Source organism: Serratia quinivorans (genome assembly GCF_946227985.1).
GTDB classification, from domain to species: domain Bacteria; phylum Pseudomonadota; class Gammaproteobacteria; order Enterobacterales; family Enterobacteriaceae; genus Serratia; species Serratia quinivorans_A.
In genome coordinates, this window is record NZ_CAMKGL010000004.1 from 109408 (window position 1) to 128836 (window position 19429).

Here is a 19429-nt window from a genome sequence, read left to right on the forward strand (position 1 = left end):
TATCTCGCAATGTTATCAATCCTACCGACCAAGCATACAGCATGGCCGGCGGGACAGTTTAGCACAAAGAGCGGAGATTCCAAATTCTCAGGATATTCTTAGTCTGCCTGCTTGCGCAGGAAGGCAGGAATATCGAGATAGTCGGGCTCTTTATTAGGCTGCGCAGTCGGATCGTTAACTACCTTGGCGGCAGGTTTCACTTCCTGCGGCAACGGCGACATGCCGTGCTGCTGGTAGCGATGATCCATCACTGGCTGGCTGGCCTGTTTGTTGGTCACCAGAGTGATTTCCGGACGTTTGTCCATGCCGATACCGGTCGCAACCACGGTCACACGCAGTTCGTCGTTCATTTCCGGATCCAGCGAGGTACCGATAACTACGGTCGCATTGTCGGAAGCAAAAGCACGAATGGTGTTACCCACGGTTTCGAACTCATCCAAACGCAGGTCGAAACCGGCGGTGATGTTGACCAGAACGCCACGAGCGCCGGACAGGTCGATGTCTTCCAGCAGTGGGCTGGAGATCGCCATTTCCGCTGCTTCTTCAGCACGGTCTTCACCACAGGCAACGCCGGAACCCATCATCGCGTAGCCCATTTCGGACATTACGGTGCGCACGTCGGCGAAGTCGACGTTCATCAGGCCCGGACGGGTGATCAGTTCGGCAATACCCTGCACCGCGCCTTTCAGCACGTCGTTAGCCGCGCCGAACGCGTCCAGCAGAGAAATACCGCGCCCCAGAACTTTCAACAGCTTGTCGTTCGGGATAGTGATCAGTGAGTCCACATGTTTGGACAACTCTGCAATACCCTGCTCAGCGAACGCCATGCGTTTCTTGCCTTCAAAATTGAAAGGCTTGGTAACCACGGCCACTGTCAGAATACCCAGATCTTTAGCAACTTCTGCGACGACTGGCGCTGCACCGGTACCGGTACCGCCGCCCATGCCGGCTGCAATGAAGACCATGTCTGCACCATCGAGTGCGGCACGCAAGGCTTCACGGTCTTCTTCCGCTGAATTGCGACCCACTTCAGGGTTCGCGCCTGCCCCCAGACCTTTGGTAATACCGCTACCGATCTGGATGGTTTGGCCAACTGCCGTTTTACGAAGCGCCTGAGCGTCTGTATTAACGGCGAAGAATTCAACACCTTCGATGCGCTCGCGCACCATGTGCTCAACGGCGTTGCCACCGCCACCGCCGACGCCGATGACTTTAATCACCGCGTCATTGGTTAGTTCCATTGGTTCAAACATAGTTTCTCTCCGTTTTGTGCCTGTCGCTGCGAGATCATAAAAAGATTACTCAGCATGATCTCTTTGTTGAAACATTAAAACTCTTTTCTCAGCCAGCTATTGATACGTTTAAACCAATTGCCCACCGAGGCGCGTTTTTCTACTTCTGCCTCACCACTCAGGTGAGACTCTTTTCCATAGTGCAGCAGACCTACCGCCGTAGAGTAGTAAGGCTCCTGCGCGTAATCCGTCAGACCCGTGATGTTCAAGGGTTGGCCGATGCGTACCTGGGTATGGAACACCCGTTGCGCACAAGCTGCCAGGCCATCAATCTGGGCGGCGCCACCGGTCAGCACAATACCCGCTGCCAGATGATGCTTCACCCCTTGCTGACGCAGTTGCTCCTGCAATTGCAAAATCTCATCGTTAACCAGATTCAACAGTTCGGTGTAGCGTGGCTCAATAACTTCAGCCAGTGTCTGTCTTTGCAGACTACGAGGAGGACGCCCCCCAACGCTTGGCACCTCTACACTTTCATCCTTGCTAACAATCGACCCAAGCGCACAGCCGTGTCGAACTTTGATCGCTTCCGCATCTGTCGGCGGTGTGCCGAAGGCGTAGGCGATATCGCTGGTGACCACGTTCCCGGCGTAAGGGATCACTTTGGTGTGGCGCAGAGCACCGCCGGTGTACACCGCCATATCCATGGTGCCACCGCCGATATCCACCACACAAACGCCGAGTTCGCGCTCATCTTCGGTCAGTACCGCATAGCTGGCGGCCAGACCGGCGAAAATAAGTTGGTCTACCTTCAGACCGCAACGTTCTACTGCCTTAACGATGTTTTTTGCCATATCGTTATGGCAGGTGATCAGGTGCACCTTGGCTTGCATACGCACGCCGGACAACCCAACCGGGTTTTTGATGCCTTCCTGATAATCGATGGCGTATTCCTGAGGGATGACGTGCAGGATGCGGTGTTCATCACGTACGCGTACCGATTTAGCGGTATGCACCACGTTCTCCACATCTTCCTGTGTCACTTCCTCTTCGGAAATAGGAACCATCCCTATTTCGTTCTGGCAGCTGATGTGTTTACCCGATAATGCGAGGTAAACCGAAGAAATCTGACAATCAGCCATCAATTCAGCCTGATCGATAGCGCGCTGTACGCACTTCACTACCGACTCCAGGTCGTTAACGCCACCCTTATCCATACCGCGAGACGGGCAACTGCCCACCCCGATAATGTTGACCATGCCATCGGGCAGAACTTCCCCTACCAATGCGGAGACTTTTGCAGTACCGATCTCCAGTCCAACTACCAGTTTTCTGTCCGTCGACTTGATCATTGTTGTTTTGCCTGTGCCTGATTCTGTTGCTGATTACTGTTTTGCTGATCGCCTGCTGCCTGCGGGTCGATTAACACTGGGGCCCAACCTACCGATGCACCGGCCTCATAGCGTAAGTCGACATAGCTGACTCGCTTGCTTTCTGCCTGCCCCTGCTGCTGCAATACCGGATAAAGCTCGATAAAGCGCTGCAGGCGTCCGGTGCGATCGTCGCGTCCCAGCTCCAGCCGAACATCATTATCCAAAGCCAGCTGCCAGGAATGGCGAGCACTCATGGCTGCCATTTTCAGCGTATATTTGCTGGCCGCTAACATGCTGCTCATGGTCCGATATCCGTCCAGAACATCCTGTTCGCTCCCTTCCGGGCCATAAAGCAACGGCAACTTCTGTTTGCCAATTCGTTCTGCCGGCACGCTGAAGGATTTGCCTTCGGCGTCCACCATGTGCAAATCATTCCAGCGCGCCACCGGGACATATTCCACCAGATGGATCTTCAGCTCGTCCGGCCACTGCTTGCGTACGCTGGCCTGCTTGATCCACGGCAGGCGTTCAATCTGCTGCTGGATGATATCCACATCCTGCGTCATGAAAGTACCCGGCGAGCCCAGCGCCAGGATCGCCTGGCGAATATCGTCGTTGGTGGTGTAATGGCGTTCACCGGTTACCACCAGTCGTGACAGCGGCAGGCGGCTGGCGTCTTTCATCCAGCCAATCACAGCCCAGCCACTCCACAGGACCGTTCCCAACACCATCAGCAGGAAAACCATTCCTGCCAACTGGGTTCCATTGCTGCGGCGCGGGTTGTTATCCACCTCGCGTTCACGAGCATTCAGGGCAGCTTGCGACATATCAGTCGGCCAATTCCAAAATTCTCGCCACCAGCTGCGAGAAGCTTAAACCAGACTGGCGAGCTGCCATCGGCACCAGACTATGACTGGTCATGCCCGGCGAGGTATTCACCTCAAGCAGATAGAAGCTGCCATCGCTATCCTGCATCACATCCACGCGGCCCCAGCCGCTGCAGTCCAGCCCGCGGTAGGCGCGTAACGCCAGGGTAGCCATCTCGGCTTCCTGCTGCGCACCCAGGCCACTCGGACAGAAATACTGGGTATCGTCCGAAATGTACTTGGCCTGATAGTCATAAAATACGCCGGCCGGTTGAATACGGATCGAAGGCAATACCTGGTCACCCAACATCGCTACCGTGTATTCCGGGCCACTCAGCCACTTTTCGACCAGCACGTCGTCGTCATGGCGGAAACCTTCTCCCAATGCCGCTTCAAGCGCATCGCGCTCAGTGACTTTGCTCATGCCGACGCTGGAACCTTCACGGCTCGGCTTGACGATTAACGGCAGGCCCAGGGCTTCCACGCGGGCAATCAGCGCCGCTTTCTCTGCACCGACATACTGCTCGCGGTTCAGCGCTACGTAAGGTGCTACCGGCAAGCCCATCGACTGCCACACCATTTTGGTACGCCATTTGTCCATGGTCAGCGCCGAAGCCATCACACCGCTGCCGGTGTAAGGCAGTTCGAGGAACTCCAGCATCCCTTGCAGGGTGCCGTCTTCGCCGCCGCGACCGTGCAGCGCGATAAAGACTTTGGTAAACCCGTGTTCTTTCAGTTGGGTTACCGGGAAGTCACGGATATCAATGCCGTGGGCATCGATACCGGCTTCACGCAGCCCGGCCAGCACGGCGGCGCCGGATTGCAATGACACTTCACGTTCAGCAGAGGTGCCACCCAGCAGTACGGCAACTTTATCGACCATGGTGTTCCTCCTCTTTTTTCTGTGGCTGCAGCTTCAACTCAGCCAGTTTGCGGGCAACTTTGCCCACGTTGCCGGCACCTTGTACCAGCACTAAATCGTCGGCCTGCAGCAACTGCGCCAGGGTTTCCGGCACGGTGTCCGCATCGGAAACCAGAATCGGATCCAGCTTGCCGCGGCTGCGGATAGTCCGGCACAGTGAGCGGCTGTCCGCCCCTGGGATCGCCGTTTCACCCGCCGAATACACGTCCAGCATCAGCAGCACGTCCACCTGCGACAGCACGTTGGCAAAGTCGTCATACAGATCGCGCGTACGGGTGTAACGGTGCGGCTGGAAAACCATCACCAGACGCTTGTCCGGCCAACCGGCACGCGCCGCTTTCAACGTTGCGTCAACCTCGGTCGGATGGTGACCATAGTCGTCCACCAGCATCGCGCTGCCACTTTTGCCGTTAACCGGCTCCAGCGGGAATTCGCCGAGGAAATCAAAGCGGCGACCGGTACCCTGGAAGCCGGCCAGCGCACGCAGGATATCTGCGTCGTCGATGCCTTCCTCTGTAGCCACTGCCACTGCCGCCGCGGCGTTCAACGCGTTGTGACGGCCCGGCGCATTCAGGGTGACCGTCATTAACGGCTTATCCTGACGGCTCAGCGTAAAGTGGCCCTGCGGCCCAACCTGGCGATAGCTTTCGATGCGTACGTCGGCATCGTCACTGAAACCGTAGGTGGTGATATGGCGGCCCACGCGTGGCAGCAGTTCGCGCACCACCGGGTCATCAACACACATCACCGCACGGCCGTAGAACGGCAGGTTGTGCAAAAAGTTGATAAACGTCTGCTTCAGATTTTCGAAATCGCCCTGGTAGGTCTCCATATGGTCGGCTTCGATATTGGTGACAATCGCCACCATCGGCTGCAAATGCAGGAACGACGCATCGCTCTCATCCGCTTCCGCAATCAGATAACGGCTGGAACCCAAACGCGCATGGGTACCCGCCGCTTTCACCAGCCCGCCGTTGACAAAGGTCGGGTCCAGGCCGGCTTCGGCATAAATGCTCGACACCATCGCCGTGGTGGTGGTCTTACCGTGCGTACCGGCAACGGCGATACCGTGGCGGAAGCGCATCAGTTCGGCCAGCATCTCTGCGCGACGGATCACCGGGATACGCGCCTCACGGGCGGCGACAAGCTCCGGGTTGTCGGCGGAAATAGCGGTAGAAACCACCACTACGCTGGCATCCAGTACGTTTTCCGGGCGGTGATGGAAATAAATCGTCGCCCCGAGCGCGCTCAACTGTTGGGTTACCGGATTCGGTGCCAGATCGGAACCGCTGATTTGATAACCTTCGTTAGCCAACACTTCGGCGATACCACCCATGCCGGCGCCACCGATGCCGACAAAGTGAATGTGCCGGACGCGTCGCATCTCGGGCACGATAGTACGTAGTTTCGCCAGTTGTTGTGTATTCATCACTCTCTCTAATCCGGGTCCGGCATACCGGGCCCCTGTATGACATTCTTTAATTCAGGCCCGGCGTACCGAACCCCTGCACATTATTTGGCGGCCCGCACCAGCTCCGCTGCCACCCGCTCGGTGGCATCCGGAATGGCTACTGCACGCGCCTTTTCAGCCATCGCCAACAGCGTTGGACGATCCCAGCCGGCCAGCAGTTCCGCTACCACATCGGTGTTAAACTGCGGTTGTTCGATAATCTTCGCCGCGCCGGCTTCTTCCAGCGGGCGAGCATTCCAATATTGCTGACGGTCTTTGTGCTGGAATGGCACGAATATCGCCGGCAGGCCTGCAGCAGCAATCTCGCTGACGGTCAACGCGCCGGAACGGCACACCACCACATCAGCCCAGGCGTAGGCGGCAGCCATGTCATCAATAAACTCGGTCACCTTGTGCTGTGTCTGCCCTACCCTCTCGTAGTCGCGCAACACGTTTTCCAGCGCACCTTTACCTACCTGATGCCAGAGCGTTATTTTATCGCCCAATCTCGCCGCGACTTCAGGAACTGTCTGATTCAGTACCCGTGCCCCCTGACTTCCGCCAATCACCAGTACGCGGATTGGCCCTTCACGCCCGATCAAGCGTTCTGCCGGTAGCGGTAACGCCAGTACGTCGGTACGAACCGGGTTACCCACCACCTCGGCGTTCGGGAACGCGCCAGGGAATGCCTGCAGCACGGTTTTGGCAATACGCGCCAGCCAGCGGTTGGTCAGCCCGGCAATACCGTTTTGCTCGTGCAATACCACCGGGACACCGCACAGCCATGCCGCCAAACCGCCAGGGCCGGAAACATAACCGCCCATGCCCAGCACCACGTCCGGCTGGTAGTTGCGCATTATTGCCTTCGCCTGGCGTACCGCGTGCCAGATCCGCAGCGGCGCGCTCAACTGGGCCTTCAGCCCTTTGCCGCGCAGGCCGGAAATACGGATGAAATCAATTTCGATCCCGTGCTTTGGCACCAGATCGGCTTCCATTCGGTCTGCGGTTCCAAGCCAGCGCACCTGCCAGCCCTGCGCCATCAGATGATGTGCGACCGCCAGTCCCGGGAACACGTGTCCGCCGGTACCGCCTGCCATCACCATTAAACGCTTAGGTTTCCCGCTCATCCCTTACCTCTTCACAAACGCCTGGGCTTTAGCCAGACGCGTTTCATAATCAATACGCAATAACAGCACGATCGCCGTCGACATAATCAGCAGGCTCGAGCCGCCGTAGCTTATCAATGGTAGCGTCAGACCTTTGGTCGGCAACATACCTGCCGCAGCACCGACGTTAACCAACGCCTGGAAGCTAAACCACACGCCAATTGAGCAGGCCAAAAAGCCGGAAAAACGTTGATCGAGCTCCAGCGCACGGCGGCCAATCGACATAGCACGAAAAGCGACGCAGAATACCATTAACAATGCAAAAACCACACCGATATAGCCCAGTTCTTCGCCTAAAATCGAGAAGATAAAGTCAGTGTGCGCTTCCGGTAAATACTCGAGTTTCTGTACCGAGTTCCCAAGTCCCTGTCCCCAGAACTCACCGCGTCCAAAAGCCATCAGCGACTGGGTCAACTGGTAGCCGCTGCCGAACGGATCGGCCCATGGATTCCAGAACGATGTCACGCGGCGCATACGGTAAGGTTCGGCAATGATCAACAGCACCACCGCGAAAGCGCCGGAGCCGATAATCGCCAGGAACTGCCACATTTTGGCACCAGCCAGGAACAGCATCGCCAGCGTGGTAATGAACAGCACGACCACGGTACCCAGGTCCGGCTGGGCCAGCAGCAATACCGCCAGCACCACCATCACGCCCATCGGCTTGCAGAAACCCCAAAAGTTGGAGCGCACTTCTTCAACCTTGCGCACCAGATAACTTGCCAGGTAGCAGAACAGGGACAGCTTGGACAGCTCTGCCGGCTGAATACGCAGCGGACCCAGCGCGATCCAGCGCGATGCCCCGTTTACCGAGCTGCCGACCACCAGTACGATCAACAGCATCACAATCGACATCAGCAGCATGACGTTGCTGTAGCGCTGCCAGACTTCCATCGGAATGCGCAGCGTCACCATCGACAGGCCAAACGCCAGGCCGAGGTACAGCGCATCACGCTTGGCGAACAGGAAAGGATCGTCCGCCAGGCGCTGACCGATCGGCATCGACGCCGAGGTCACCATCACAAAACCGATAATGGCCAACCCAAAGGTCAGCCACAGCAAGGTGCGATCGTACAGCACCATATTGACCGAGTCGTTATCACGCGATCCCGCGACCCAGTTTTTAAACAGTTCGGTCAGCCCGAAGTTCGGCAAGCGTAGTCTCATCCGCCGAGCTCCTGTGCCAGGCGGGCAAACTCGTCGCCGCGCACTTCAAAATTACGGAACTGGTCCAGGCTGGCGCATGCCGGTGACAGCAACACCATGTCGCCGGACTGCACCCGACCGGCTATCGCCTGCATCGCCTGTTCCATGGTCTCGGTCAGCGTAGCGACCTCCGGCCGCAGTTGCGCCAGCTGTTCGCCATCACGGCCAAAACAGTAAAGGCGGGCGTTATCGCCCTGCAGATACTGCGCCAGCGGGGAAAAGTCGGCAGACTTGCCATCGCCGCCCAGCAGCAGATGCAGAGTGCCGTCAACCTGCAGACCATTTAACGCCGCTTCGGTGCTGCCGACGTTGGTGGCTTTGGAATCGTTAATCCAGCGCACGCCGTTATGTTCCCACGCCAGTTGGAAGCGATGCGCCAGGCCGGTAAAGGTGGTCAGCGCTTTCAGGCTGGAGGCTCGTGGGATATTGACCGCATCGGCCAATGCCAACGCCGCCAGCGCATTGGTGTAGTTGTGACGCCCGGTCAGCTTCATCTCGCGGGTATTGAGGATTTTCTCGCCGCGTACGCGCAGCCAGGTTTCGCCCAGTTGACGGTTCAAATGGTAGTCGCCTACATCGGCACCGAAGCTGATGCAGCGCTCATCGGCGCCGCGAACCGGCATGGTCAGCGCATCATCCGCATTGACCACGCAGACTTCAGCATTTTCATAAACGCGCAGTTTGGCTGCACGGTACTGCTGCAGGCCAAACGGGTAGCGGTCCATGTGATCTTCGGTGACGTTCAAAATGGTCGCCGCGGCTGCATGCAGGCTGAAAGTGGTTTCCAGTTGGAAGCTCGACAACTCCAGCACGTACAGTTGGCACTCCTGACGTAACAAACTCAGCGCAGGCAGGCCGATATTGCCGCCAACGCCCACCGCCCAACCGGCCGCTTTCGCCATCTCACCCACCAGGGTAGTAACGGTGCTTTTGCCATTAGAGCCGGTGATGGCTACGATCGGTGCCTGTGCTTCGCGGCAGAACAGCTCGACATCGCCGACGATCTCCACGCCGGCATCCGCAGCGGCGCTTAATGCCGGGGTAGCCAACGCCATTCCCGGGCTGGCGACGATCAAATCCGCCGCCAACAGCCAGTCCTGATTCAAATCGCCCAGATGACGCTCAACGCTTTCAGGCAGCTTGTCCAGCCCTGGCGGTGAGATGCGGGTATCCATAACGCGTGGCGTCACGCCGCGCGCCATAAAGAAATCAACACAGGACAGGCCGGTAAGGCCCAGCCCGATGATGACCACTTTTTTACCCTGATAATCCGCCATAATTACCGCACCTTCAGCGTCGCCAGGCCAATCAGCACCAGCATCAGCGAAATAATCCAGAAGCGCACGATCACGCGCGGCTCTGGCCAGCCCTTCAATTCATAGTGGTGGTGAATCGGTGCCATGCGGAAAATACGTTGTCCGCGCAGCTTGAACGACCCCACCTGCAAAATGACCGACAGCGTTTCAACCACGAATACGCCGCCCATAATCAACAGTAAAAACTCTTGGCGCAGCAGCACCGCGATAGTGCCCAGCGCGCCGCCCAGTGCCAGTGAGCCAACATCGCCCATAAAGACCTGAGCCGGGTAGGTGTTGAACCACAGGAAGCCCAGACCGGCACCCACGATGGCGGTACAGACAATCACCAGTTCGCCGGCGTGACGCAGATACGGAATGTGCAGGTAGTTGGCGAAGTTCATGTTACCGGTCGCCCAGGCCACCAGCGCAAAGCCTGCGGCCACGAACACCGTTGGCATAATCGCCAGGCCATCCAGCCCGTCGGTCAGGTTGACCGCATTGCTGGTACCGACAATCACAAAGTACGCCAACAGCACGTATAACAGGCCCAGCTGCGGCATGATGTCCTTAAAGAACGGCACAACCAGCTCGGTGGCTGGCGTGTCTTTTCCTACGGCATACATGGCGAAAGCAACCACCAGCGCAATCACCGACTGCCAGAAATATTTCCAGCGGGCAATCAGCCCCTTGGTGTCTTTGCGAACCACCTTGCGGTAGTCATCAACGAAACCAACGATGCCGTAGCCCACCAGGACGAACAGTACGCACCACACGTAAGGGTTGGACGGATAGGCCCACATCAGCACCGAAACGGTGATGGAGGTCAGGATCATGATGCCGCCCATGGTCGGCGTACCACGCTTACTGAAATGCGACTCTGGACCGTCGTTACGCACCACCTGGCCGAAGGACATCTCCTGCAGGCGTTTAATCACCCGCGGTCCCATCCACAAGGAGAGGAACAGCGCGGTCAGCAGGCTGACAATGGCTCGGAACGTCAGGTAGGAAAAGACGTTGAAGCCGGAATAATATTTGACCAAATGTTCGGCCAGCCAAACTAACATGGTGCTTTCTCCTGTAACGCGCGTACTACCTGCTCCATTGCGGCACTACGTGAACCCTTGATTAACACGGTAATTACCGCATGTTCTGACAGTAATTCCGCCACGCGCGCGATCACTGCTGCCTTATCCTGAAAATGTTCGCCATTACCCGAAGCTTCAACCAGCACCTGGCTTAACGGACCGACGCCCAATACCTTGTCGACCCCGGCCAACCGGGCGGCTTCGCCCACCTGACGGTGACACTCTTCGGCTTCTGCCCCCAACTCTGCCATGTCACCCACCACCATCACGCGGTAGCCCGGCATTTCCGCCAGGACCTGTGCGGCGGCGGTCATTGAACCGACGTTGGCGTTATAGCTGTCATCCAGCAGCAGTTGATGGTCAGAAAGTGCAATCGGGAACAGACGCCCCGGCACCGCCTGTAATTGCTTGAGGCCCTGACGCACCGCCTCAAGCGAGGCTCCGGCCGACATGGCCAGCGCCGCAGCAGCCAACGCATTGGCTACGTTATGGCGACCCGGCAACGGCAGTGCAATCTCTGCGGTGCCGAACGGACTGTGCAGACTAAACTGCGTGCCCTTGCCATTCACCTGCACATCGCTGGCAAAGAAATCAACGCCTTCCGCCGCCTGCGGCGAGAAGCGCCAGACGGTTTTGCCGTCCAGCATGCTCTGCCAGTGCGGCCAGTCGTTGTTGTCGGCGTTGAGGATCGCCACGCCGTCAGCCGGTAAACCTGCAAAAATTTCGCCTTTCGCCTGAGCGACACCGGCCAAAGAGCCAAAGCCTTCCAGGTGGGCAGCCGCCAGGTTATTCACCAGGGCGGTCTGCGGACGGGTTAATGCGGTGGTGTAAGCAATCTCGCCAATATGGTTGGCGCCCAGCTCAATCACGGCAAAGTCATGCTGCGGCTGTAAACGCAACAGCGTCAGCGGAACGCCGATATCGTTGTTGAAGTTACCGGCGGTATACAGCACTTCACCGCATTCACGCAGAATGGCCGCGGCCATTTCCTTCACCGAGGTCTTGCCCGATGAACCGGTTAACGCCACTACGCGGGTCGGCACCTGCTGGCGAACCCAGGCAGCAAGCTGTCCCAGCGCCAAACGGGTGTCTTTTACCACCAGTTGCGGAACCTCCACCAATAAGCGCTTACTTACCAGCAGTGCCCCGGCGCCAGCGGCTACCGCATCAACAGCAAAATCGTGAGCGTCGAAACGCTCGCCTTTCAGTGCCACAAACAGGCAACCTGCGGTTACCTGACGGGTATCTGTCGTCACCTCAACGATTTGGCAATCGGCGCCGATCAACTCAGCGTCCAATACATCGGCCAGTGTCCGCAGGGAGACAGGGATCATGCTACTACCCCCAGCAGACGCGCTACGGTGGTACGATCGGAGTAATCCAGACGGCGATTCCCCACCAGTTGGTAGTCCTCATGGCCTTTACCCGCCACCAGTACCACGTCTTGTTCTTTGGCTTGCATGATGGCGCTGGTTACCGCTTCCGCACGACCGTGGATCACCAGAGCGCGTCCGGCGTCCAGCAGGCCGGTAAGGATATCGGCGATAATCGCCTGCGGCTCTTCGGTACGAGGGTTGTCATCGGTGACGACTACGCGATCGGCGAACTGTTCGGCGATGCCGCCCATCAGCGGGCGTTTGCCTTTGTCACGATCGCCGCCGCAGCCAAACACGCACCATAACTGCCCCACGCAGTGCAGACGCGCGGCTTCCAATGCTTTTTCCAGTGCATCCGGGGTGTGGGCGTAATCGACCACTACCGTCGGTTTACCCGGCGCATTGAACACTTCCATGCGGCCACAGACCGGCTGCAGCTGATTGCCGGTGGCAACCAATTTGGCCAGCGGGTAACCCAACGACAGCAGCGTCGCCAGTGCCAGCAGCAGATTGCTGACGTTGAACGCCCCCATCAGACGGCTTTCAATCTCACCATCGCCCCAGCTTGAGCTGAAGTGGATAGTGGCGCCGTTATCGTGATAGTTGACCGCAGTAGTCTTCAGCCAGCGCCCATGGCAGCCTGGCTGCAGGTTATCCTGCATGGTGACAGCCACCGCATCCGGCAATTGGCTCAACCAGCGCTGACCGACTTCATCATCGGCATTGATAATCGCCTGGCCCACTTCGTGACCGGCGAACAGCGACCACTTGGCCGCTTCGTAATTGGCCATGTCGCCGTGGTAATCCAGATGGTCGCGGCTAAGGTTGGTAAACACGGCAGCGGCAAACGGCAACGCCGCCACACGGTGTTGCACCAGACCGTGGGAAGAGACTTCCATCGCGGCAAGGGTCGCGCCCTGATCAACCAGTTCATTTAATACGTGCTGAATATCCACCGCAGAACCGGTGGTATTCTCGGTTGGGCATACCTGGCCCAGCAGGCCGTTGCCCACGGTGCCCATCACTGCGCTGATTTCACCCAGCAGTTGGCCCCACTGTGCCAGCAGTTGAGTGGTGGTGGTCTTGCCGTTGGTCCCGGTGACGCCGACCAGACACAGACGCTCTGCCGGCTCATGGTAAAAACGACCGGCCAACGCGGAAAGACGCTGATTGAGCTGGCTCAGATAAATCACCGGCACGCCGTGCATTTCAGCGATAGTACCGTCTTCAGCCTGACCTTCAGCTTCGGCAATCACAGCGGCAACGCCCTGCGCGATAGCCTGCGGAATAAAGCGGCGTCCATCTGCCTGATGGCCAACAACGGCGACAAACAGATCCCCGGCAGCCGCAATACGGCTGTCTAATGTCATTTCCCGCAGCGCGCGCCCGGGTGCCGTTGGCACCCACGGAGCGAGTAAGTCGCGCAAATTACGATCGGCCACCTGAACCCTCTTTTCTGTTAATTACAAAATCGCTTTTCTCACCGGTAGGCAACGCGTCCGGCTCGACGTTCATGGTGCGTAACACGCCGCCCATGATGGCGCCAAATACCGGTGCGGAGATCGCACCACCGTAGTATTTCCCACCCTGCGGGTCATTAATGACCACCACCAGAGCAAAACGGGGATTACTCGCCGGCGCAACGCCGGCGGTATAAGCGATGTATCGGTTGACGTATTTGCCGTCCGGACCCACCTTTTTGGCAGTACCGGTTTTGATGGCAATTCGGTAGCCCTTGATCGCGGCTTTCACCCCACCGCCGCCCGGCAGGGCAACGCTTTCCATCATGTGCACCACGGTGCGCACCAGAGGTTCAGGGAAGACGCGCTCACCGGCAACCGGTGGGTCAACTTTGGTAATCGACAGCGGACGATAAACGCCCAGGCTGCCGATCGTGGCGTAGACTCGCGCTAACTGTAACGGGGTTACCATTAGCCCATAGCCGAAAGAGAAGGTGGCCCTCTCTATGTCAGACCACCGTTGTTTTTTTGGGTATATGCCACTGCTTTCTCCGACCAGCCCCAAATTGGTCGCTTTTCCCAATCCAAAACGAGAGTAAGTATCTACTAACGCTGAGGACGGCATCGATAACGCCAGTCGTGAAACACCGACGTTACTCGACTTCTGCAAGATCCCGGTCAGGGAGAGTTCCGCGTAACGCGCAACGTCCCTGATTTCCTTGCCGTTGATACGGTAAGGGACGGTATTGAGCACGCTGTTTTCTTTCACAATGCCGTGCTGCAATGCCGTCATGACCACCATAGGTTTTACGGTGGAGCCGGGTTCAAAAATATCGGTGATAGCACGGTTACGCATGGTTTCTTTCGGCGTACCGGCCATATTGTTCGGGTTATAAGACGGGCTGTTGGCCATCGCCAACACTTCGCCGGTGTTCACGTCCACCAGTACCGCGGTACCGGATTCAGCCTTGTTGAACGCCACGGCGTTGTTCAGTTCACGATAAACCAGCGCCTGCAGACGTTCGTCGACGCTCAGCACCAGGTTATGCGCCGCCTGGCTGTCGACTGAAGAGATGTCCTCGATCACCCGGCCAAAGCGGTCTTTACGCACGGTTCTTTCGCCCGGTTGCCCGGTCAGCCAGCGGTCGAAGCTCTTCTCTACGCCTTCAATCCCCTGACCGTCGATATTGGTCACGCCGATGATATGCGAGGTCACCTGGCCGGATGGATAGTAGCGGCGAGACTCCTGACGCAGGTAAATCCCCGGCAGTTTCAGCTTATGGATGTAGTCGCCAATCGCCGGGTTCACCTGACGCGCCAGGTAGACAAAGCGCCCTTTCGGGTTGGCGTTAATGCGGGTAGAAAGCTGATCCAGCGGGATATTCAGCGCATCAGACAGCGCCTTCCAGCGGCTGTCCAGCGTTATGCCGCCGCGCTCATTCAGCTCTTTCGGGTCGGCCCAAATGGCGTTCACCGGCACGCTCACCGCCAGCGGCCGTCCTGAGCGATCGCTGATCATGCCGCGCGAAGTGGGCACTTCCTGCACGCGCAGTGAACGCATGTCGCCCTCTTTCACCAGGCGGTCCGGATTAATCACCTGCAGATAAGCCACACGCAGCATCAACCCAACCAACGCCAGCAAAATACAGCCGCACAGCAACGCAAAACGCCAGCTTACAAAGCTGGCCTGATCTTCCTGGCGTTTCAACTTACCGGGCCGTGCTGCTTTCATGCGTTCCCTTTCTACTCCGTGTAGTGATTTCAGTTAAACCATTCATTGTTTAACGATGATATTTTCCTGCGATGGATCAACATGTTGCATCTGCAGTTTTTCAGTAGCGATGCGCTCTACCCGACTGTGATCCCCAAGAGCATTCTCTTCCAGAATCAGGTTGCGCCACTCAATGTCCAGAGCATCTCGCTCTAAAACCAGTTGCTCGCGCTCGGCGGTCAGCAAACGGGTGCGGTGCGCGGTAGTCACCACAAAAACCGCCGACACCAGCGAGGCAATAAGCAAAATCAACGGGATCTTGGCGTTACGCAGCAGATCGCCGCCAATCACCCCGACCAGGCCATGACGCTCATTACCAATCACGCGGGCATCCTCTCGGCAATACGCAGCACCGAGCTACGTGCGCGTGGGTTTTCCGCCACTTCGGCATCACCAGGCATCATCTTGCCCAGCGCTTTCAGCGTGCGTCCGCCCATACTGCGCAATTGCGCTTCGGTCAGCGGAATACCGGCCGGCACCTGAGCGCCGCGGCTGTGGTGGCGCATAAAGCGTTTAACGATACGGTCTTCCAGCGAGTGGAAGCTGATCACCGACAGGCGTCCCTGCGGAGCCAGCACCTCCAGCGCGCCGTCCAGCGCACGTTCGATCTCTTCCAACTCACTGTTGATGTAGATGCGGATCGCCTGGAAACTGCGGGTCGCCGGGTGTTTGTGTTTGTCCCGGAACGGGCTGGCGTTGGCGATCAAATCGGCCAGCTGTTTGGTGCGCGTCATCGGGTCGACCAGGTTTCTTTCCACGATGGCGCGAGCGATACGCTTGGCGAAACGCTCTTCGCCAAAGGTTTTCAGCACCCAGGCAATGTCGTCGGCTTCCGCTTTCATTAGCCACTCGGAGGCTGACTGACCGCTTGAGGAGTCCATACGCATGTCCAGCGGCCCGTCACGCATGAAGGAGAAACCGCGCTCTGCGTCATCCAGCTGCGGCGACGAAACACCCAGATCGAGTAAAATGCCGTCAATCTTCCCCACCAGTTCGCGTTCCCGCACATAGTGTGACAAATCAGAAAATGGGCCGTGTACGATGCTAAAACGAGGATCTTCAATAGACTTGGCGGCTGCAATCGCCTGTGGGTCGCGGTCAATTGCCAGCAAACGCCCTTCCGGCCCCAATTGGGACAGAATCAGACGCGAATGGCCACCGCGGCCAAAAGTACCGTCGATATATATGCCGTTACTGCGAATATTAAGGCCGTTAACTGCCTCATCCAACAGTACGGTGGTGTGTTTATAATTTTCCAACATGCTTATAGCGACAAGTCCTGTAGCTGCTCAGACAACGGTTCCTGAGTCGACTGTTCTGCGTCAATATCATCCTTGACTTGTTGATACCAGGTCTGTTCATCCCACAGCTCAAACTTGTTGAACTGCCCGACCAGCATCACTTCTTTGGTAAGCCCGGCATGTTGGCGTAGCGTTGTCGCTAACAGCAACCGACCGGCGCTATCCATCTGACACTCACTGGCATGTCCCAACAGCAAACGCTGAACGCGGCGCTCGGCGGGATTCATACTCGACAGACGGGATAACTTTTGCTCAATAATTTCCCATTCGGGCAGTGGGTAAAGCAGTAGGCAGGGCTGATGGAGATCAATGGTACAAACCATTTGACCCAGCGATTGCTCGTTCAGCAATTCCCGGTAACGGGTGGGTACGGCAAGCCGCCCTTTGCTGTCGAGATTAACCATCGTTGCTCCACGGAACATGCCTGAGCTACCCCTCCACGACCGTTTTCACCACTTTACCCCACAAATTCCCACATAATGGAGTTTACGGAGGGTATGAAAACCTTGTCAAGCCAGAGCGCCAGCGCTTTGGCAATATTTCTTCGGTCATTTTGGGAGCTGGCTCGCGAAAGGAACGCTATTTATTAGATGATTAAAAATTAACATCATGATAAACGGGGAGAAATTTCTAAGCGGAAAGAGCGTGATTAAAAACCTGACAAATTGGCGATTAATTAACTCAATACTTCCTTCTGCAATCGATGTCTCATTTTTTAGCTCGGCAATCACATCCCTGTATCCCGGCGCGAGCCGCACCGGACAAGGCTCGGCGCAAACTCGCCCTAAAGCCGAAATAGGGCTTAAGCCATTGACTTAATAACACTCAACGGTTATTAGGTTCCAGGCCGGCCGCTATTTTACTTCAATTAAAGCCTCGGTGATAAGTTCGCTGAAAAAATAAATGGCTCGGATATTACGAGCAGAGCTAATTTCTATTTAAATCAATTTAGTAAGATTATTCTCAAAATACCTGTTTACAATTATGGTTTCATTTCCTTACATCATTTATTCCCACAATTTTTACTGAGGAAAAGCGCCCCTTCGCAACAAACAATGCAACTCATTGTTTTTAATTGAATAGTTTGAATTCATCCACTTTTAATCCCTTCGCGCCATATTCCACACCCTGAGCTCAGCACAAAAACCACGCAACGCCTTTAAATAAAAATATTCAGCTACTTATCCAAATAAAGGCAGAGGTGTAAACTGAAAGAATAATAAAAAACCAGTTTTAACCACTTTAAAATAAAGATTTAACAGAATATTAACCAATAACCATGGAGATTGCATCATGCTTTCGCCTGTTCCTCACTGGCGCAGCGCCGCTGCCGATACCTTTGCACTGGTGGTGTACTGTTTCATCGCCGGTATGGCGATAGAAATCCTGGTGTCCGGCATGAGCTTTCAACAATCACTCTCATCCCGTTTGCTGTCGATCCCGGTAAATATCCTGATCGCCTGGCCCTATGGGCGCTATCGCGATCTGTTTATCCGTGTCGCCAGGCGCTTTCACCGCCAACCCTTTTTACTGCGTAACCTGGCCGATCTGTTGGCCTATGTCAGTTTCCAATCACCGGTCTATGCCGCCATCTTATGGAGCGTCGGCGCCGATGGGCAACAAATCATGACGGCGGTGACCAGCAACGCAGTCGTATCGATGGCAATGGGCGTGGTGTATGGCTATTTTCTCGAATACTGCAGAAGGTTGTTCAGGGTGGCGGGCTACGTATGAAGCAGGAGCGCAACGGAGCGCTCCTGTTTGGGTTTATTTCCGGCTAAGGCTGCCGCGGCGGAACAAATTACGGCGAATACGCGTCAGACCCGGCTTGGGTTTGCGCGGCTCATCCAGGCTGGCCAGTACCAGTTCAAGTACACGCTCGGCCACGTCACGGTGGCGCTGAGCAACCGCCAGAACCGGACACTCGAGGAAGTCCAGCAGTTCGTGATCGCCGAAGGTGGCGATGGCCAGATCGGTCGGTAAACGGCCACGTTGCTTCAGCGTCACATCCATCACCCCTTGCAGTAAAGAGAATGAGGTGGTGAACAGCGCCTGGGGCATCGGATGGGTTTTCAGCCATTCGGCAAACAACACGCCGGCCGCCTCACGCTCATAGCTGTTGGCATACAGATAATCGACGTGCCGTTCGTCATCCTGCCATGCTTCACGGAAACCCTGCTCACGCAGGAAGCTGACGGAAAGCTCCGGCAATGCTCCCAGATACAGTACCGACTCCGCCGGGAAGGTGCGAAGTTCTTGCGCCAGTGCGAAGGAGTCCTCTTGGTCGGCCCCTACCACACTGATGAAATGCTCGCGATCCAATGCTCGATCCAGTGCGATAATTGGCAGCGGATCATTGGCCCAGCGCTGATAGAACGGATGCTCCGGCGGCAAGGCGGTGGAAACGATCAGCGCGTCAACCTGACGTTGCAGCAGATGCTCAATACAGCGCATTTCGTTATCCGGCTGATCTTCCGAACAGGCAATCAACAGCTGGTAACCGCGTTGACGGGCCTGTCGCTCCAGATAATTGGCGATGCGGGTATAGCTGGTGTTTTCCAGATCCGGTATCACCAGACCGATAGAACGAGTACGCCCGGCGCGCAACCCTGCCGCGACGGCATTCGGGTGATAGTTGTGCTCCCTGACCACGGCCATCACTTTTTCGACGGTTTTATCGCTGACACGATACTGCTTCGCCTTGCCGTTGATGACATAACTGGCCGTGGTGCGCGAAACGCCTGCGAGACGCGCGATTTCATCCAGTTTCACGTTAACCCCTTAATGACGCTGAAAATAGAAGTGAAAGCCATGCTCGGATTAACCATCGCATCCTGTGCGGTTATTCAATCCAGCCTCTGCGATCTAACAGCAGAAAACACTGCCTAGCAACCGCTTTTGCCGAAAGGTGCCAGCAAACTGG

The 19429-nt window shown here is 56.7% G+C and carries 17 protein-coding genes; 1 reads left to right on the forward strand and 16 read right to left on the reverse strand.

The window, feature by feature from the left end:
• Positions 1–98: 98 nt before the first annotated feature.
• The 15 genes from ftsZ to mraZ all read right to left on the reverse strand — a co-directional run bounded on the left by ftsZ (position 99) and on the right by mraZ (position 16928).
• Positions 99–1253 (reverse strand): cell division protein FtsZ, encoded by a 1155-nt coding sequence (gene ftsZ, locus OCH02_RS13615; RefSeq protein WP_004950150.1) that lies wholly within the window; start codon positions 1251–1253, stop codon positions 99–101.
• Positions 1254–1327: 74 nt separating this feature from the next.
• Positions 1328–2584 carry a cell division protein FtsA gene (gene ftsA / locus OCH02_RS13620; RefSeq protein WP_004950148.1) on the reverse strand — a complete coding sequence of 419 codons (1257 nt, stop codon included), beginning with the start codon at positions 2582–2584 and terminating at the stop codon, positions 1328–1330.
• On the reverse strand, positions 2581–3432 hold the full coding sequence (gene ftsQ, locus OCH02_RS13625; RefSeq protein ID WP_099063078.1) for a cell division protein FtsQ: 852 nt from the start codon (positions 3430–3432) through the stop codon (positions 2581–2583). Before ftsQ ends, ftsA begins: the two co-directional genes overlap by 4 nt.
• A gap of 1 nt (position 3433) precedes the next feature.
• Positions 3434–4354, reverse strand: a complete 921-nt coding sequence (locus tag OCH02_RS13630) for a D-alanine--D-alanine ligase (RefSeq protein ID WP_261431691.1) — start codon at positions 4352–4354, stop codon at positions 3434–3436.
• Positions 4344–5822: a UDP-N-acetylmuramate--L-alanine ligase gene (gene murC, locus OCH02_RS13635; protein WP_012005212.1), complete on the reverse strand. Its 1479-nt coding sequence runs from the start codon at positions 5820–5822 to the stop codon at positions 4344–4346. Before murC ends, OCH02_RS13630 begins: the two co-directional genes overlap by 11 nt.
• Positions 5823–5905: 83 nt before the next feature.
• Positions 5906–6970, reverse strand: coding sequence for an undecaprenyldiphospho-muramoylpentapeptide beta-N-acetylglucosaminyltransferase (gene murG / locus OCH02_RS13640; protein ID WP_261431692.1), 1065 nt, complete (start codon positions 6968–6970; stop codon positions 5906–5908).
• Between the two features lie 3 nt (positions 6971–6973).
• Positions 6974–8176 (reverse strand): cell division protein FtsW, encoded by a 1203-nt coding sequence (ftsW, locus tag OCH02_RS13645; RefSeq protein ID WP_037426050.1) that lies wholly within the window; start codon positions 8174–8176, stop codon positions 6974–6976.
• Complete coding sequence (gene murD / locus OCH02_RS13650; protein WP_261431693.1) at positions 8173–9492, reverse strand: UDP-N-acetylmuramoyl-L-alanine--D-glutamate ligase; 1320 nt, start codon at positions 9490–9492, stop codon at positions 8173–8175. Before murD ends, ftsW begins: the two co-directional genes overlap by 4 nt.
• 2 nt (positions 9493–9494) lie before the next feature.
• Entirely contained in the window at positions 9495–10577 is a 1083-nt protein-coding gene (gene mraY, locus OCH02_RS13655) for a phospho-N-acetylmuramoyl-pentapeptide-transferase (RefSeq protein WP_012005208.1), read from the reverse strand.
• Positions 10571–11932, reverse strand: a complete 1362-nt coding sequence (gene murF, locus OCH02_RS13660; RefSeq protein WP_261431694.1) for a UDP-N-acetylmuramoyl-tripeptide--D-alanyl-D-alanine ligase — start codon at positions 11930–11932, stop codon at positions 10571–10573. Before murF ends, mraY begins: the two co-directional genes overlap by 7 nt.
• Positions 11929–13416, reverse strand: a complete 1488-nt coding sequence (murE, locus tag OCH02_RS13665) for a UDP-N-acetylmuramoyl-L-alanyl-D-glutamate--2,6-diaminopimelate ligase (RefSeq protein WP_261431695.1) — start codon at positions 13414–13416, stop codon at positions 11929–11931. The genes murF and murE overlap by 4 nt, the downstream gene beginning before the upstream one ends.
• Positions 13403–15166, reverse strand: coding sequence for a peptidoglycan glycosyltransferase FtsI (locus tag OCH02_RS13670; protein ID WP_012005205.1), 1764 nt, complete (start codon positions 15164–15166; stop codon positions 13403–13405). The genes murE and OCH02_RS13670 overlap by 14 nt, the downstream gene beginning before the upstream one ends.
• Before the next feature lie 42 nt (positions 15167–15208).
• Positions 15209–15529 (reverse strand): cell division protein FtsL, encoded by a 321-nt coding sequence (gene ftsL, locus OCH02_RS13675; RefSeq protein WP_012005204.1) that lies wholly within the window; start codon positions 15527–15529, stop codon positions 15209–15211.
• Positions 15526–16467, reverse strand: coding sequence for a 16S rRNA (cytosine(1402)-N(4))-methyltransferase RsmH (gene rsmH, locus OCH02_RS13680; protein ID WP_261431696.1), 942 nt, complete (start codon positions 16465–16467; stop codon positions 15526–15528). The genes ftsL and rsmH overlap by 4 nt, the downstream gene beginning before the upstream one ends.
• A gap of 2 nt (positions 16468–16469) precedes the next feature.
• Complete coding sequence (mraZ, locus tag OCH02_RS13685; RefSeq protein WP_261431698.1) at positions 16470–16928, reverse strand: division/cell wall cluster transcriptional repressor MraZ; 459 nt, start codon at positions 16926–16928, stop codon at positions 16470–16472.
• An 871-nt stretch (positions 16929–17799) separates the two neighbouring features.
• Here mraZ and OCH02_RS13690 point away from each other — a divergent pair.
• Entirely contained in the window at positions 17800–18240 is a 441-nt protein-coding gene (locus OCH02_RS13690; protein WP_085120222.1) for an L-alanine exporter AlaE, read from the forward strand.
• A gap of 33 nt (positions 18241–18273) precedes the next feature.
• On the opposite strand, the gene cra is transcribed toward OCH02_RS13690, so the two are convergent.
• Entirely contained in the window at positions 18274–19278 is a 1005-nt protein-coding gene (gene cra / locus OCH02_RS13695; protein ID WP_085120221.1) for a catabolite repressor/activator, read from the reverse strand.
• Positions 19279–19429: the final 151 nt, after the last annotated feature.